Annotated in this window: 14 protein-coding genes and 1 tRNA gene; 2 read left to right on the top strand and 13 right to left on the bottom strand. The window is 35.3% G+C overall.

Features of this window, described 5'->3' with window-relative positions; all coding sequences use genetic code 11:
- Window positions 1-80: 80 nt before the first annotated feature.
- The 8 genes from H4O18_RS21415 to H4O18_RS21450 all read right to left on the bottom strand — a co-directional run bounded on the left by H4O18_RS21415 (window position 81) and on the right by H4O18_RS21450 (window position 14050).
- Window positions 81-1469: an AAA family ATPase gene (locus H4O18_RS21415; RefSeq protein ID WP_187588500.1), complete on the bottom strand. Its 1389-nt coding sequence runs from the start codon at window positions 1467-1469 to the stop codon at window positions 81-83.
- Window positions 1459-2154 (bottom strand): ABC-three component system middle component 1, encoded by a 696-nt coding sequence (locus H4O18_RS21420; RefSeq protein ID WP_187588501.1) that lies wholly within the window; start codon window positions 2152-2154, stop codon window positions 1459-1461. The genes H4O18_RS21415 and H4O18_RS21420 overlap by 11 nt, the downstream gene beginning before the upstream one ends.
- Window positions 2138-3469 (bottom strand): ABC-three component system protein, encoded by a 1332-nt coding sequence (locus H4O18_RS21425; RefSeq protein WP_187588503.1) that lies wholly within the window; start codon window positions 3467-3469, stop codon window positions 2138-2140. The genes H4O18_RS21420 and H4O18_RS21425 overlap by 17 nt, the downstream gene beginning before the upstream one ends.
- Window positions 3470-4525: 1056 nt before the next feature.
- Entirely contained in the window at window positions 4526-5830 is a 1305-nt protein-coding gene (locus H4O18_RS21430) for a sulfatase family protein (protein WP_246474542.1), read from the bottom strand.
- A gap of 6 nt (window positions 5831-5836) precedes the next feature.
- Complete coding sequence (locus tag H4O18_RS21435; protein ID WP_187588505.1) at window positions 5837-7309, bottom strand: sulfatase family protein; 1473 nt, start codon at window positions 7307-7309, stop codon at window positions 5837-5839.
- A 112-nt stretch (window positions 7310-7421) separates the two neighbouring features.
- The gene (locus H4O18_RS21440; RefSeq protein WP_187588507.1) at window positions 7422-9137 is read right to left on the bottom strand and encodes a RagB/SusD family nutrient uptake outer membrane protein; all 1716 of its coding nucleotides are present in this window, start codon (window positions 9135-9137) and stop codon (window positions 7422-7424) included.
- A gap of 19 nt (window positions 9138-9156) precedes the next feature.
- On the bottom strand, window positions 9157-12747 hold the full coding sequence (locus H4O18_RS21445) for a TonB-dependent receptor (RefSeq protein WP_187588509.1): 3591 nt from the start codon (window positions 12745-12747) through the stop codon (window positions 9157-9159).
- Between the two features lie 154 nt (window positions 12748-12901).
- Window positions 12902-14050, bottom strand: a complete 1149-nt coding sequence (locus H4O18_RS21450; protein ID WP_187588511.1) for a FecR family protein — start codon at window positions 14048-14050, stop codon at window positions 12902-12904.
- Between the two features lie 171 nt (window positions 14051-14221).
- Here H4O18_RS21450 and H4O18_RS21455 point away from each other — a divergent pair, with 171 nt between their 5' ends.
- Window positions 14222-14761 (top strand): RNA polymerase sigma factor, encoded by a 540-nt coding sequence (locus H4O18_RS21455; RefSeq protein WP_187588513.1) that lies wholly within the window; start codon window positions 14222-14224, stop codon window positions 14759-14761.
- A 284-nt stretch (window positions 14762-15045) separates the two neighbouring features.
- Here H4O18_RS21455 and H4O18_RS21460 read toward each other — a convergent pair whose 3' ends face one another.
- Both H4O18_RS21460 and H4O18_RS21465 read right to left on the bottom strand, forming a co-directional pair.
- A complete protein-coding gene (locus tag H4O18_RS21460) occupies window positions 15046-15390 on the bottom strand; it encodes a hypothetical protein (RefSeq protein ID WP_187588515.1) in 345 nt (114 codons plus the stop codon).
- A 22-nt stretch (window positions 15391-15412) separates the two neighbouring features.
- Complete coding sequence (locus tag H4O18_RS21465; protein ID WP_187588517.1) at window positions 15413-15763, bottom strand: hypothetical protein; 351 nt, start codon at window positions 15761-15763, stop codon at window positions 15413-15415.
- Between the two features lie 141 nt (window positions 15764-15904).
- Here H4O18_RS21465 and H4O18_RS21470 point away from each other — a divergent pair, with 141 nt between their 5' ends.
- Window positions 15905-16120 (top strand): helix-turn-helix domain-containing protein, encoded by a 216-nt coding sequence (locus tag H4O18_RS21470; protein ID WP_187588519.1) that lies wholly within the window; start codon window positions 15905-15907, stop codon window positions 16118-16120.
- A 180-nt stretch (window positions 16121-16300) separates the two neighbouring features.
- On the opposite strand, the gene H4O18_RS21475 is transcribed toward H4O18_RS21470, so the two are convergent.
- The 3 genes from H4O18_RS21475 to H4O18_RS21485 all read right to left on the bottom strand — a co-directional run.
- The gene (locus tag H4O18_RS21475) at window positions 16301-17533 is read right to left on the bottom strand and encodes a site-specific integrase (protein ID WP_187588521.1); all 1233 of its coding nucleotides are present in this window, start codon (window positions 17531-17533) and stop codon (window positions 16301-16303) included.
- Between the two features lie 227 nt (window positions 17534-17760).
- Window positions 17761-17835 (bottom strand) — tRNA-Pro (locus H4O18_RS21480).
- A partial coding sequence (locus H4O18_RS21485) for a GIY-YIG nuclease family protein (protein ID WP_187588523.1) occupies window positions 17826-18046 on the bottom strand: 221 nt, incomplete at its 5' end. The genes H4O18_RS21480 and H4O18_RS21485, both read right to left, overlap by 10 nt.

Genomic DNA, 18046 nt, shown 5'->3' on the forward strand with positions numbered 1-18046 from the left:
TCATTTTACCAATATTAGTAATTTTTAATTTGAAAGTTGATGAAATTAAGATTGACGTAAACTTTGTAAACAAGTTCTTATCAATTGATGAATTGACTTTTAACACAATGAAAAAGGAATTTGAAAACGTTGATTTCAGTTATACGGAATATTTGAATGAAAATCCAAGTAGTGATAGTATTGTTGATATTGAAAATCTTATTATTCCAATCATAACCACATAAAAAACAAGTTCCTTTTGTCTCCACTCCCTCCTCTTCTTTTAACCTTTTGATATTATCAACAAGTTTATCTCTTGATTCTTTAATTTTGGAATAAATATTCTCTAAATCGTCCAATTCTTTTGAATTATTTCGCAGGATATTGTATCCTTCTTCAAAATCAGAAATTATATTTTCTCCGATAAATTCAAAATCCTCCAATCTAGCATCAAAATGTTCATCTTTAATATCTTCAATAGAAAACTCATTTAAAATCTTTATAATTTTATTAATCCTTTCCAATTCATTTTTCTGTTGTCTTAAAGATTCTCTGATTGGAAGAAAATTATAGTACAATAAAAAATTCTGTGTTTTTTGTCTATCCTGAATTAATCTATCAATTCTTTCATTTCTAATATATATTTTAAACAGCTCTTTATTTTCAATTAACTTTTTTAATTTGGAGATAATTCCTTCTTCATTAAAAAGGTTTGCGTAAGTATAGCTTTGGTAGTTAAATCCTTCTAAATCCCATGGAATGTCTTTATCCTCAAATAGTTTTATATATTGTGTACTATTAAATTCAGTTATCAAGAATTCTTCAATTTTCCGTATTGATTCTTTTAAAGTGTCAATCTCTGACTGTTTTCCAGAATTACATAATTCACTGACTTTACTCTTTAGTCTATCTATCTTAATAATTCTTTCTTCAAATTCATGAACATTAAATAAATAAGCTATATGCTGCTTTCTATTTTTATCTTGGCTTTTTAATAAAAATAGACTATCCTCTTGTTCAATATAATTCAAGAACTGAAAGTTCTGTTTGTAGCTATGTCCCAGAATTGTGGTTAAATAAACTTCTTCATTTTCAATTGGGCTATTTTCATTTGATTCGAAATCAGTCTTTCTATATAGTTTATATAGACTAAAATCCACTGAGTTTGTTAGTTCTTCTCTTTTTGCTGTTCTCTGTAAAATATACAAAGAGTCTCCTTTGGAAAACTCTATTGTTATTGATATGTCACCATCTGCATAATCACATAAAAAAGGATGTTCAGAAAAACTTTCTCTACCATCGATCAATCTGTTTCTTAAATCATCAAAGCGTCGTATTTTTCCTGTGAACAGGAGTTCTATTGCATCATAAATAGATGTTTTCCCAAAGCCGTTCGGCCCATCAAACAAAACTAAATCGGAGCTTTCAAAATCAATAATAGTATTATGAAAAACTTTAAAATTTTGTATTCCTATTTTCTTAATTTTCATCGGGACTCAATGTGTTTAAAAGTAAATCATATATTGTATCTGATTCCATTTCATCAATGCTTTCGATGTTTCTATTTAAAAAGTTTTGTTCAATAAAGCTGTTAAACTCTCCATAAGAACCCGATTCAATTTTTTGTGTGTTGTTATCCGTTAATGCTTCTAATCCATTTTCTTGGATAATATTTAGTTTTATAAACGGAATTTTATGAGCTAAGCGATAAAGAAGAGACTCATAATTATTATTATTGATATTCTCTTTATGGATTTTAAAAATAGCTTCGTCCAAAATTTTATTTTCTATAAAATTTTTAATTGTATTCTCCTCCGATTCAATTGCCCTATTTAAATTTTCCCACTCAGTTTCTTTAAATAAGATCACTTGCTTTTTGAATAAATACGGATTTTCTTCAATTTCCAGCACCAAGCTTTGAATATTTTCAAAATTTTCAACTTTATGTAAAATCAATAAACTTACATTCTTATCAAACCATTCGCTATTGATTCTGTTTTTAGCCTGCTCAAAATAATTTGACTGGTTTTCAATAACATTATTTAGATTATCCGTTTCTATTATTAACCAATAGGTTCTTTTATTACTATCCTCGAATGTGTATATAGAACCTAATTCTAATTCACTTTTGACAAGTCCTAATTGAGAAAACAAGTTGTTAATTAATAATTCCATTTAGTTTTTGTTTTGCTTTATCTAATTCAATCAGCGTTATATTTTTCCATTTTGTTATTTTATCATATTCAGCTGATGTTGAATTATTCAAAATATCTATATCAGATTGATTTATTCTAGTTGATTTATTTGACTCCTCTATAACCGATGTTACATTACAACCTTCGGTAATTATATAATCTGCATTAAAAGGGACTTCTATCAATGTTTCCAACGCTGTGTTCATTATATCAATGGATATATTTTGTCTGCTTCGAGGATTATCGGAATCTATTATAGCAGAAGGAAAATATTTTTTATTATCATTGTCAGTCCAACCAATGCTGTTTATGTTATCCGAATTTCTAATGCCATTAAGAATAGTCAAAAAACCTTTCTTAATTTCATTTATAAAAAGTGAATTATCTTTATATTCCTGTAATGTCGAAAACTTCACCCTTCTATGAGGCATTATTTTCTGTAAAAACGATTCAAAATTAGGGTTAGTTAATCCATTAAAATACGCCAAATAAAGGTGAAGTTTAATTTGAGTATTATCTTCAATTTCATCCTCAAATTCGAAACAGAATTCCTGATAATACCTATTTAAGTCTATCTTAAGTTTCTTAATAAAATAGTTTTTATCTTGTTGAAGCTCTGTCAAATCAACAATTATTATTTCTCTAAACCTATTCAAAGAAATTGTACTGTAATAGGCTGATTTGTTAATTGAATCACCGTTTGGAAGATGATTTTGAGCGTGAATTGAAACAATATTCTCTGTAATTAAAGACTCAAGTTCATTGGATAAAGTTTCTAAATAGTGATCATTTGATAAATGATTTAAATTAAATTTTGTTAAGCAATTCTTAGCTTGTGTTTTTATTTCATCCTGTAAATCCTCAATCTTACAGTAAGGATTTCCATCGTAATCATATATTTTCAATTTTTTATGCAAACCTTCAATATCCGCTTTACTTTTCTCATTTTTAATTGCTAAATGAAAATAAGCTTCCTCATCACAAGGAAACTCATCTTTTCGTTTTTCTAATTTTTCAAAGGCTTCCTTATATCTTAAATAACTAATACTTTTAACAGCTTTTACTTGATGTAGCGTTACTGGTTTTGGTTCCTCATTTTCATATCTGACTATGGCAAAATCTTCTAAAGAATCAAGTTGTAAATGTAATCCCTCAACACTGTCTTTTTCATTTATCAATTTTAGTACATGGTAAAGAGCTACTTTACCTTGATATATAAATCCATTCCAAGTAGCAGCGGCTGAATGAATATCATTAGGATCTATTAGTTGAGACATTTTGTATTTCTTTTTCATTATTTAAATACTGAAGTTTTGATAAATAAGTTTCTTTTATTTAAATAGTTATTTAGTTTATAATTGAATTAGTAATTCTTCAAACTCCAATGTTTCTCAATAATATAAACTCTGGAATGGTTTAATTATTCTTTTTTTTAATTCTAATCCTTCCAAAAATATTAAGAAGCCCCATTTACTTGATATACAAGTAAATTTAAAATAGCTTTTTGAACTTCTCTAAATTTTTCTATCTTAATGAAATGAACAAAGCTATATTTCATTTTGATTTAGATAAAGGCAATATAAAGTTTCCCCCGATATTAAGTTTCCAATTAAAAGTGCTTTATTTCATAAAACATTCTCTATGAAAAGTGTGTTTGCTAAACTAAGGGGGGGGAATAGCAAGAGGGTAACACGCTAAAGCGATGTTACTGCATATATTGTACTGACTATCAAGTATTTAATCTGAAAAAGTCTAGGTTGACAATAGATTTTTACGGTAAAAGCTTCCGAAAGCCCCATTTTTGGGAAAATTTTTACGGCAAATAGAGAATTCAAGATGTGTTTTTCTAATGCATAAACTTTAACCTATTTAAAATATTGGTGAACAGCTATCCGTTTACAAACGTTTATTATCGGATAGGAATAAAAATTATCACATTGGCATTTTGCCACGAAATCAAGATATCATAACTATGGCCTTTTTCGATCAACCAAAACATAACTTTTGTTACATGATAAATTTGAGTGGTAACTCTCCTTTCTATAGAATTATAAATTATAACTGAATTTAGTAGTTTCAACCGATAAAATAAGCCTTAATTATTAATTCATTTGAGAATGAATGATGACGAATTATGCCGTCATTACTATTATTCAGACATATTGTAGTTTCAATGGTAATAAAGGTATTGACCTTAAAAAAAAAGGAACAATAGCTTCCCATTGTTCCCTTTCAACTAATCTAACTCAACTCAAAATACTATATCTGTTTAAACAGCAATTAAAATGGCTTCTAGTACAAATGTTATTTAATTAATTGGGCGTTTACAGAATAATTTTATCGACTGTTAATCATTTATATCTACTTAGCACTTCACGAAATTGTTTCAATATTGTAGCGGACTCTTCCGAAAGGTCGGCTATTTGGAGGGGGATTTGCTCCAATATATCCTGTTCCAAATTATAGAACTCACCAGTTTCATATAGCTTCCATTTTTTATTCTGGACGTATCTATTTGCCTTAAAATTGCCCCAATTAGGGTCGTAATGACAAAATATCCAATCTCTTGCTAAAGAATTATTACCTAGCAATTGTCCGTAAAAGCTTTGACCATCCAAGGACATAATTTTGTTTTCTTTTAGCCCTGAACATTCCAATAAGGTGGGTAGGAAATCTGTAAAATCTATTAAATTATCATTTACAGTTTTAGGATCGATTTTCCCCTTCCAATTCGCAATTAACGGAACATGAGTACCGGCATCAGTTGTATATCCTTTATTTCCTTTTAACAAAGTCCCCCTTACCATAGAACTCACGTCACGGTCGGTACCATTATCTCCTACAAAAAGTATAAGTGTGTTTTCACGAATACCTAAGTCATCTGTTTTATCGACTATCCTTCCCACTATCATATCCATATAACTGACCATTTCTCCGAAATATTTGGGATCGTTAATTTTTGATTTAGAGTCAAAATCTTGAAATCCCTTATTTATTGGAGTGGGAACAAAAGGATCGTGGGTCAGGACCATAGGGTAATAAATAAAAAAAGGAGAATCTCTATTTTCCTCCATAAAAGAGGTAATATTTTCCATAAAAACGTCCGGACCATATTTACCTGATAAAATTTGTGTGCCCAGTTTTTTACTACTTATGGTCGGGTCTTTATACCGTGACCCCAGCTTGTCCATTTGCCATAAACAATAATCATCGAATCCCGCCTTTTCAGGAGTAGTTCCTATCTTATTTCCCGCTAATTTTTGTTGATGCTGATTACCTAACAATTGCCATTTACCAGCAATATAAGTTTTGTATCCAGCCTCCTGCATATAATGCCCAAATGTTTTTTCGCTAGGATCTAACAACCCAAAGCCTATATAATTTCGATTATTGTACTTTCCAGTCATAATCTGGACGCGTGAGGGGGTACATAAAGGGGTCGCAAAACAATGATCAAACCTCATACCCTGTTCTGCCAACCGGTCCAAGTTTGGGGTAAGGTAACTGGTACCTCCGTATGCACCCAAAGTTTCGTAACCTAAGTCATCGGCCATAATCAAGATGACATTGGGTTTTTCTTGGGATACTACTTCCATACAAGTCATCATGACAATTGTTAGAACAATAAAATAAGTTTTTGTCGACTTTTTCATCATAAACTTTTAATCTATTATACTGCCTGCAGGTCTTAAATTTTCTCCAGTACTTGCTGTAAGATCATCCCCCAAATCTTTTCTGGCAATTTCTGCCAATTGTTTCAAATCCGACACAACCTCAGGATAGAGTTCTTTTACATCGTAGTCCTCCCCTGGGTCACGCCTAAGATCAAAAAGTGCAATTGAATCGAATTCAGCTTGAGACGTTGGCCCTGGAAAGCCGTCATTCCCGGGCAATTGATTTCTATAAGACCGGTGTTTGTGCGGAAATACTAATTTCCAGTTATCCTTCCTAACTGCTTCCAAATTATTACGTCCATAATAATAATACAAATGATCTCTAGGATTGGCATTCTCCACTCCCCTGAGCAAAGCCATAATATTTACTCCATCTATTTTATGATTAGGCAATTTTGCGCCTACTACAGCACTTACCGTAGGTAGAATATCTATGGTAGAAGCAATATTATTGCAAATGCTGCTTTCAGGAATTACACCAGGCCATCTCATAATACAAGGTTCCCGTTGACCTCCTTCCCAACTAGTTCCCTTGCCTTCGCGTAACCCTCCACTTGACCCGGCATGATTTCCAAAATTTAGCCATGGCCCATTGTCACTTGTATATATTACCAAAGTATTATCATCCAAGCCATTATCTCTAAGAGCCTTCATAATTTGACCGACCGACCAGTCCAACTCCATCATAAGGTCACCATAAAGCCCTATTTTACTTTTACCTTTAAATTTGTCAGAAACTGCAATAGGAACATGAGGCATTGAATGTGGAACATAAAGAAAAAATGGATTGTCCTTATTTTTTGCTATAAAATCCACAGCCTTCTCCGTGTAAATAGTAGTAAGTTCTGCTTGGTCCTCAAGTGTTTGTATTTCCCTTATTTTTTCATTCCCTTCAATTAAAGGTAGTGGGGGAAATGCCTTTTTTCTCCAATTTGAAGTATCAGAAATGGCTTTACCCTCATAATCAACTGGCCACATGTCATTGGAGTACGGTAGACCAGTGAATTCATCAAATCCATGTTGCAACGGTAAGAATGGTTGGGCATCGCCCAAATGCCATTTACCAAATATGGCCGTGGCATATCCTTTATCCTTAAGCATTTCAGCTATCGTAATTTCATTGGTATTCAGGCCTTTTTTGGAATTAGGAAATAGAGCCCCGCTTATCCCTATTCTATTTGGGTAACAGCCAGTCAACAAACCTGCCCTGGAAGCACTACAAACGGCTTGAGCAGCATAAAAATTTGTAAACCTCATACCTTCTTGCGACATTTTGTCCAAATGCGGTGTATTATAGCCAGTAGCTCCATAAGAGCCAATATCTCCAAAGCCTAAGTCATCCATAAAAATAAGTACAATGTTCGGAGTTTTGGAAACAGGGTCTTTCTTCTTACTATTATCGCCACAACTACATAAAACGGCCACTGTCAGGAAAAACAAGGCTTTTATATTAACGTTCATCTATATAATTTTAAAGGGTTGCTCAAAATAACCAATTATAGCTATTAAATAGTTGCCTTGAAAATACCACCTAAAAGGTATTTCAAGGCAACATCTTAGCAAATAATTTCTGTTACCATCCAGGATTCTGGGTAAGGTTAGGGTTCAATATTAGCTCATCCTGAGGAATAGAGGAAAGATAATCCTGATTCTCCCTAAATCCGTAACCATTCGGTAATTCACTTTGGAAGAAATCAATTAACCCATTGTTATCAACACCGGTATTGTAATTAGGAAATTCCGATTGCAAAAATGGATATCCCAACGGCCGTTTGCCCTTGAATAAAGCATGCGCTGCCCAACGTTTGTAATCATCGATCCGTTGACCTTCCAAAGCAAGTTCCACCCGTCTTTCATTCCTTATGGCATACAGCGCATCGTCTATGGCATAACCATAATCTACCAGATTTGCACCGTAATTAACCTGTGGAATAACTGTAAATATTGGCATGCCGACCCGCTCCCTTAATAAGTTAAGTTGAGCAGTAGCGATGGTGCCATCCAATTCATACTTTGCCTCTGCGTAATTCAATAGAACCTCACCATATCTGAATAATATGTAGCCTGTTTCACTTCTTCCTCCAAAATCGGCTCCTGCAGCTGGCGAATTAGGATTTGAAAATTTTTTCAATTGAAAACCAGTTACCGCTGATTCCTCTACCCCACCATCTACAAATGGCTTATTAAATAATTGATTTGCACTGGCGACCCTAAGGTCTCCTGGAATCCAAATGGTGGCACTTAACCTAGGATCCACATCATTAGCTATTGTAGTAAGGAAATCATTACCCTTGGTAGTTGCAGCTAGCCCAAAATAATCATAAGCATTTCCATCCTTTCCTAAATAAGAAGATACCAATGACCATGTTAGGCTCATATCTCTTGTCCTTCTCGTGGTATAAAACTGAAGTTCGTGACCCATTTGTTCCGCTGTACTTGCAATTCTATAAAATAGAACTTCATCAATATTGGACATATTATCCATTCCGAACAAACTATAATAGTCCGTATCAGGGTTACCAGTATTGTAAATGCCTTTTGTATAGTTCCCATTTATCAATTCCTCCCCGGCCGATACCGCTTGTTGAAAATAATTACTAGGATTAGCTCCTGGCGTACCAAATACGTCTCCTTCATGATACTTTTGCCAAGTACCCTCAAATAGTGCTACACGCAATTTAAAAGCTAGTGCCGCTTCCTTATTAAGCCTAGCATTGCCTGTGGTGGCTCTAAGACCAAGATATTCAATCGATTTATCCAAATCTGCAAGAATAAAGTCTGCCACATCCGTTCTAGGACTTCTAGGATCTAACAATTTTTCATCATCAGGAAATAGCTGGGTATCGTAAATCGGCAAATCCCCATATGTTGTTAAAAGATTAAAATAAAACCATGCCCTAAAAAAATGTGCTTCTCCCAAGAATTGTTGGTATGAACTAAATTCATCAGTGACATTGTCCAAATTATCAAATAGAATATTAATACTCCTAATATCCTCCCATTGACCAATCCACTGTCCGTTACTAGGGGCCCTAGTTCCATTAAGCACCTGATTGGGAGTACGCAGTATTAAGTTATCAGAATTGTCCTCTGAAATAGGTAAATTGGCACTTCCATGACTTGGAAAGGTGGCATAGTACTTCTTTACATAATTCTCAATGTCGTTAGCAGTTTTAAAGAATTCGTTCACTGAAATTTGGTCTTCGGGCGGATTATCAATAAAATCCTCACATGATAAAGTGATAGTAAAAACCAAAAGAAAGCCTAATATATATGTTAAATTTTTCATGATTTTTTATATAATATTTTTAATATGAAACTTTTAATCCGACTGAAATAATTCTATCGGCTCCATAAGTCTTTCCTGCACCCCATGAACTTGATATGGCCACTGGGTCAATACCAACAGGTAAATCTGAAAACGTAAACAAGTTTTCCCCTGAGAAATATAATCTTAACGAGGCTAGATTTAATTTTTCTAAAACTTTGCCAGAGAAATTATATCCCATTTGAACATTTTGTAATCTCAAATAGGCCCCATTCTGCAAATACCTGGTACTTACCAATCTATTCTTATTGTTTTGTGCATTGTTAATGTATGGACGAGGATAATAGGCATCCAGATTGATATTGGCATCACCTAATTCCAATCCCGTATATTCATCACCAGGTTGGTCCCTAAAATAATTTAAGTGATTTGGAAATAATGAAGTTTGATTTCCAGTCCGGAATCCCCAAAAAATATTGTCGTTGGAACCGAACCATAAGTCTCTCTTACCAACACCTCTCCACACCATGGATATATCAAATCCTTTGTAGTTGGCATTTAAATTGATTCCGTACTGATAATGTAAGGCATCGTTTCCAATTATTTGTAGATCGCCATGATCTTCCAAGGTGTTGGCACCGTCGTCTACCACTCCATCCCCGTTCACATCCTCGTATTTCACGTCTCCAGTATTCCAGGCCAGACCAGTAATGTCCGAAAGATCAACAGAAGAAGTATAGTCATCAATCTCATCTTGGGTTCTGTATAAATCGTGTGCGGTATAACCCCATATTTCACCAGCTTCCCTACCTTCATACCAAGTATTTAATATTCCTGTAGGATTCTCGTATTCTGTAACTACCGCTTTACTGTCGTAGAGATTAAGTCCAATACCATATGAAAAATCCTGATTTACGAAATGGTTCCAATTTAAATTGATTTCCCACCCCCTAGACCTTAAGGTTGCATTATTAGTTCTTGGAACTACAGAACCCAAAACACCTGGTTGAGCCTGTACAGGTCCTATCATATCAAAAGTTGTTCTTTCAAACCAATCAAAATTGGCTTTCAATTTACCATCCAAAAAGGTTAAATCTGTACCCACGTTAACTGTTCGAGCTGTTTCCCAAGTAAGGTCTGGACTAATTAGAGATGGTGTACCGGCAAATCCAACAGGCCTACTGCCTCCTGAGTCAAAAATCCAATTAACGGCATTACCTGAAAGGGGAATTAAAAGTAAATCCAAATAAGACTCAACATCTTGGTTCCCCAATTCACCCCAAGAACCTCTAACTTTGAATGTGTTTACTATATTGTTGATGGGTTCCCAGAATGATTCCTTATCAACATTCCAACCTAGGGAAAAAGATGGAAAAAAACCCCAACGCTTGCCGTCCCTGAAAACAGAGGTGCCATCATAACGGGCATTCGCTTCTAACAAATACTTTTCTTTATAGTCGTAATTTAATCTACCGAAAACCCCTTCCGTTCCAAAAGTCAACAAGTTTTCACTTGCCTGTATTTCTCCGTCTGCAGTATTTAATGACGGTACTTCCTGCACCAAAAGATTGGTTCTAAAAGCAGTAAGTCCTCTATTTCTTGTTCTTTCAAATTGAGTTCCTGCAAGTAATGAAATGTTATGGTCTTCCGCGATGTCAAAACCATAGGAAGTATAAATATTTGTAGTCCAGTATTCGTTGCTTCTATGAGTTGACCTAATATTACTAGGAACCGTATTACCACTTGGAATTTGTGAGCGATCCACCAAATTGTCATATACGGTAAGTTCCTTGCTTTGATAAAAAACATCTGTATTTCTAAAAGCGAAATCGGCATTAATTTTCCAGCCATCCAAAGGACGAATCTCAGTAGCGAAGGTATGCCAGTTTTCGGTTGTTTCCGTAACATCGGTACCAGCGTCATTTACCCAAGGAATTTTTGATTGAATCATTATATTTCCATACCCATCATATTTAGCATTAGTGGGCATAGTCCTGGCTATTTGGTGAAAAATTAGGTCATACGAACCTTGACGGTCCATATTAGGAATTTCCCTAATAGTTTTGGAATATCGTGGTTGATATGTAAAATCCCAATTATCATTTAACGCCGTAGTTATTTTTGCCATTATGTTATAACGGTCGAATGTATCCGTACCGTAATTCAAGACTCCCTCTTGGCCAAATGCTCCAGCAGAAAAGTAATATGAAGTTTTTTCGGAGCCGCCAGAAATAGAAAGATCATGTTTTTGCAAATAACCGCTCCCATAATATTCATCGAACCAATCTCTATTGGCGTTTCCAAATTGATTGAATCCCCATTGATTGGAATTATTCGGGTCAGGCGTAGTCTCAAAAAAAGTCGCATCTGAGGGGAAATTTGGTCGACTTCTTAAAAAATCATAATCTCCAGCTTGATAGGCCCTTATGTTGTCAATAATATCATTGTTAAAGAATCGACCTCCAGCACCTGCAACGCCAGCTTCATTGGTAACCCTTGCATGAGTATAGGAATTGAGCATACTTGGAAGGTTCTGTGGACTAGCTACTGACACACTACCAGAATAAGTTACACTTAACTTTTTGTTTTTTCCGGATTTTGTAGTAACAACAATAACCCCATAAGGTGCCCTCGCACCATAAATGGCAGAAGCTGCAGCATCCTTTAATATAGAAATGGACTCCACGTCCTCAGGATTCAACCTATTTAAATCTCCAGGGATCCCGTCTATAACTATATATGGCGATCCGCCTCCATTGATTGATCCAAGACCTCTAATTTGAATACCCAAATTAGCACCTGGCTCAAAGCCAAAATTACCAACACTAAAAGTTAAACTGGGTGACGTACCTTGTAATAACTGTGACACCGTAGGGGATGGACGGTTTTGAATCAAATCGCTATCAATAACATCTACAGCACCTGTAAGGTTTGTTACCTTCTGGGTACCATAGCCAACTACCACAACCTCATCCAAACCCGCCGCACTTTCTTCCAAAACCACGTTAAAACTGGTTTGATTATTAACCGCGATCTCTTTCGTGGAAAAACCAATATAGGATATTATTAATGTGGCACTAGCATCTCCCAGCATTATTGAAAAATTTCCATCGAAATCAGCCTCAGTTCCATTGGTAGTACCTTTTTCTACAATGCTAGCACCAGGCAAAGGATTGCCATCAATATCAGCAATAGTTCCGTTTACTTGAAATTGAAGAGTATTGCTTTTTGGGATAGAAATACTCGCTTTTGGGGATGACAGGGACTTTGTCTTGCCTTTTTTCAGTATTATCTGTTTGTTTAATACTTCAAAGACTACATCCGTATTTGCAAATAATTCCGATAAAATAGTAGCAATTTTTTCTCTCTCTACCTTAATAGAAACTTTTCTATTAAGGTCTACGTCGCTCCTATTCAACAAAAATTTAAATTCCGATAGGGCTTCTATTTCATTTATAACCCTTTCCACACTCACATTGGTAATATTCAAGGATATTTTCTTGTTCTGGGAATAGGTGTTCGCCTGAATCTGGAACAAGGAAACGATGGTTAATAGTACCGTGAGTTTCATTTTTAAGCTTAATTTAAAAGGGCATAGCCTATATCCCTCTGAATTTAAGAGTTTTTTCATAATTTTGGTTTGTTAATTGGTTTAAATTCTTTTAAATCATTTTGAACTAAATCGGGGAATGTGTCCGCATTTTCCGATTTTTATGTTAAAATGTCGCTGTTGTTAGATTAATCAAAAGTGTCTATTCATATACTTCAGTTTTAAGGTTATAATTTTATTCAATAAATACTTCATTGTCAATAATGATATAGTCAATGGCCCAGCTTCTATTAAATGATTCCAAAACTTGGTCGATTGTTTCTATGTCAAAGGTGGCATCGTATATTTGTTCTTCCAATTGTACATTCTTATTATGAATAACTACATTATAATGACGCTGTAATCCTTCCCGAATTTGCCTAAAAGAGGTGTTTCTAAAAACTAATTTCCCTTTTATCCATGCAGTATATAAACTTGTATCGACATTACTAAGAGACACTTCATTGCTATTCTTGTGCCATTCCGCTTTATGCCCAGGTTTTAAAATCACGGATTCCAAACCGGTTATCCCCTTAGAACTCCTCAGTAGTTCAACAGATCCTTCTACCAACACAGTATTAATATTGGCATCCTCCGGGTAATTAGATACATTGAATTTTGTACCTAAGACTTGAATATCTATTTCATTGGCATTCACCAAGAAAGGACGTTTTTCGTCCTCTGCCACATCAAAATAAGCCTCCCCCGTTAAAAATACTTTTCGGCTAGCACCCTGTATAAAGGCTACAGGATAACGTAGGGAAGAACCAGAATTCAAATGTACGTGCGTACCATCGGACAAAACCACATCAAATTTTTTGCCGTAGGGAACATTGAGTCTATTGTAAATTAATTTTTGATTTTCGGCTGTGGATGTATAACTTAATTGAGTATTGTTCTGCGTACCAATTACATTACCTTCATCATCCATTACCTCCCTATTCTCATCAACCCTGAGCGTTTCCATCTTGCCATTACCCAAAATGATTGTAATAGCTTCTTCTTTAGGTATCAATGCGTTTTTTTCATTACTAAATTTTACTTCCTGTTGGAAGTAGTAACCTAATGAAAAGATCAACAAGCCAACAGCGGCATATTTGATTACAGTATTAAATTTTTTTCGGATTTTATCCCTTTTAATTTTCTGTAATAATTTTTCTTTGATCTTATCCGTGTCCGGTCCGTTCATACTAGTAATTATCTCTAAATGTAATTGAGTGTATTCTTGAAAAAGCTTTGCATTATCCTTATCTAAAATCCAATCGGACAAAATATCCAGTTCCTTTGCCGTTGCATTGTTGGACAAATATTTAAGAATAAGTTTTTCTTGTTCTGAACCGATCATTAGTTGCAATCTTTATAGTAATGACAGCGCAAATTTGCAATACCCTAACTTTTTGATAATATTTTTTTAATCTTTGCAAAGACCATTGCATTGTTTACGACCAACTTAACCATATTTATAAAAATGGATGATAATGCTTTATTGATAAAGCGTTTGCAAAAAGGAGATGAAATGGCATACGCAAACCTGGTAGACCAATACAGCCGGAGACTTTTTGGTTATGCACTTACTTTGACCAATGACCATACTCTTTCAGAAGATATTCTCCAGAATGTTTTTCTGAAAACTTGGGCAAAAAGAAAGAAACTCAATGTGCATACATCTTTGCAAAACTTTTTATTTAAGTCGGTTTACAATGAATTTATAAATGCCTACAAGAAAAATCGTTCCACCATGATACTGGAACACAAATATTTTGAAAGTTTGGAAAAAGCTGTTCATATACATGATGACCAGTCCTTTGAGGTTATTATTGCCCAAATTACCAAAGAAATACAAAACCTGCCTCCAAAATGCCAGCAGATCTTTGTTTTGAGTAAAAAAGAAGGCCTTACCAATATTGAAATATCCGAATATTTAAATGTTTCGATAAAAACAGTAGAAGCTCAAATTACCAAGGCTTTTGGCATTCTCCGGAAAAAGTTAGGAAACAGATATGACCTTATAATGTTCCTTATCTTCGATAGAAAAATTAATGGATTGGCAAAATAACCAACTATATTCGTTATAATATTAGTTATGTTAAAATTAGTGACAAGTATACGCATTATGCGTTTTTTAGCACTTAGTCCTTCACTAACTATTTTTGCTGGATATTAAACAAAAATAATTGCATTTAATCCTTCCTCTAATCCAAATCACAATGCGCCCTAATTCGATTTTATTTAACGCTTATCCGCCCGAACGCTATAAAATCGAATCAGGATCCATGCGCAGTTAAGTTATGGTAAGATTTGGGGACTACCGTATAATTAACTTCAAGGCTTATGATTCTATCATTTCAATCCTTCCCTCAATTTTTCCTCCCTATAATAAAGGTTAAGGTCATCCAAGAGTGCCTCCTCGCCTTGCGGTAACAACCTATTGGCTATTGTCAGTACCTGTCGTATATATTCCTTTTCATACCTTTTATTGATATCATCACATAATTCGGGGTCAATTGCCTTCATGGCCAAATGAAGCATAGCTCGGACGGACAGCACTAGGTCCACATGATTGTCCACATAAAAAAGACTGACCTCAAACTTATTCTTAAAGAATGAATGTGGCTTTAAGGTTGGGTGATGATCCATGGCATGGTACCTTAAACTGTGGATCAGTTTTTCTTCGTTCGGGTTCATAGTTCTAATTTTAGGATGATTTTCATGCTTTTCTTTCCAAACCGTTCAGCTTTTCTTTCACTTTGTCCAATAATTCCATTTGGCTATGTGGCAGCATATTAAGGACCAATTCCAGCACCCGGCAAACGCTGTCATGTTTTGCTACATTTTGATTGTTTGGGGACAATAAGATTCCGTTACCGTCCAAAGCAAATACACATACCTCAAGTAGGCTCGCTATGTGCAACAGCAGATCACTGTTGTCTTTGACTTCAATTGACACCCTATAACCATTTGATGGCTTGCCCGAATCCTGATTTAAGAGCCCTAAAAGATTCTTGTACATCTTATAAATGTGGTTCAAATCTTTAATTCTTTTCTTGTTAGCTTTCATAATTTGGTGCGGTATTGAAATTAGCACGGATATCCCCAGAATCAATTTGTCGTATAATTATATGACAAATATATCAAATAATTTCAATCTGTCAACTTTTAATATGACAAAATTGTCATATAATAGAATGACATTTGCTTTATGACCAAAGATCAATTAAATAAAAAGGTTGGAAAGCGAATTGTAGATTTGCGCAATAAGAAAGGATGGAGCCAATCCGATCTGGCCAGGGCCTGCGGCAAGGACAGACAAGCCATGGAAAAGTTGGAGAATGGAAAGGTCAACCCAACCATATATTCGTTAAACGCTATAGCAGTTGCATTGGAGGTTCCACTCTACCAATTACTAAAGTTTTAAGCGTAATCAATTATCCTCGCCTTATTAGATAAGCCAGTAATCATGGCATTTAGGGCAAACGATTTATCTATTGACGATTTGTTGATTTTTTTTTCTTTTTCAACCGCCAAAATCAATTGATCTTAATAGTTGGGATATAATTCGACAATACCCACAAGAATGATTTCTTTGTTCCATTTTCTAAGCGCTTTGACTCTCCCTTTCCATGAACCTTTGCAAAAGGTTACCGATATCTTCACTTATCTTGGAATCGATCACCCTTGCATAGATTTGGGTAGTCGACAATTTGGTATGGCCCAAAAGTTTTGAGACCGTTTCAATGGGTACTCCATTGGACAACATGACGGTCGTGGCAAAGGTATGCCTCGCCACATGGAAGGTAATGTTCTTATGGATACCGCAAGCCCCAGCTATCTCCTTAAGATAGGTATTCACCTTCTGGTTGGAACAAATGGGAAGCAATCCATTGTGGGTAGGGTAATCCCTGTACTTTTCCAAAATCTCCCAAGCTTGGGGAAGAATAGGAATTTTGACCAGCTCGTCCGTTTTTTCCCGTTTGGTATAAATCCAGTTCCTGTCATCTATCCCCTTGGCAATCTTATCCCAAGTAAGTTCTTTTACATCCACATAGGAAAGTCCGGTATAACACGAAAAGACAAAACAGTCCTTTATATATTGCAATCTGTCCTGTTTGAATTCCGTTTCCTCTATAAGCCTTAATTCCCTTTGGGTCAGGAACACCCGGTCGAATTTGTTGAACTTCAATTGGAACCTATCAAAAGGGTTTTTATTTACCCATTCCAGTTTTACGGCAAGGTTCACCATCTTCTTGAAACGTTCCAAATGTTTCATTACCCCATTGTTGTTTAAGCACAACCGTTTCCTTTTGTCCGTGCACTTCCTTAAATAATGTTCCAAGTCCAATATAAAACGATAATTGAGCTGCTTTAGATGGATATCCTCTTGTTTGAAGTTGCTCTTTAAAAATCGTTTAAGATATTTCTCCGTGGTATAATAGTTCTTCATGGTACCGGGCTTCAGGACATGGACCATGTTCCCGTTGTGGTATTCAATAAGATCCATCAATGTCCTGCTAACCTTATCTTCCCCAAGGAAACGCATTTTAATGGCGTTGGAGGACACGATCTTGTCCTCTTGGACAAGTTGGGCGTGACACTGTAGAAGTTTGGCCTGTACCTGGTCCAGATAGGCATTTAGGTTCCGGATCTCCTCTGACCTGCCCTTGCCCCTGCCCTTGGCACAGTCCCATTGCCCTGCATCGATCTTTCGCTTTAAACTGATCTCCGCGCGTTTGCCCAAAATGGTGATACGCACATAAATGGATAAGAGGTTCGCAACACTCCTTGATTTTCTTGTAAAAAAGATTACCGTAAAGGTCTGGTTTGTTTTCATTTGAAACGGCTTTAGTTAGACAATGATCACTAAGGAAAAAAGTCAAATACTACCCTAAAGTTCTTTCAAGTTACTACAATTCCAGTAAACCGTTGCACACCGAATTGCACACCGAATTAGGTGTGCACATATGATATCATTTGATATCAAAGAAAATGTGTAAAAACAAAAAACACTGAAAATCAATTGATTAACAGTGTTTTTGCTACTACCTATTTCTAGGTTCGTCGGGGTGGCAGGATTCGAACCTGCGACCTCCGCGTCCCAAACGCGGCGCGATAACCGGGCTACGCTACACCCCGAAATGGTCATCTATAAAACGTTTTGCTCCTCTTTTCTTTATACGTCGCTCCAAAATTAAGGCTTCCGAGCGAGAAAATACTTCTAGTTGCAAAACTAATTTCCAAGGGGCTCCACTCTTGGTAGAAGGAACAATCCCCAGGTTATGTCTCTTCAATCTTTTTATAATATCCGAAGTTTGACCTACGTAATATCTTGAACGTTTCTCGCTAT

The organism is Arenibacter arenosicollis (assembly GCF_014397245.1).
Lineage (GTDB): Bacteria > Bacteroidota > Bacteroidia > Flavobacteriales > Flavobacteriaceae > Arenibacter > Arenibacter arenosicollis.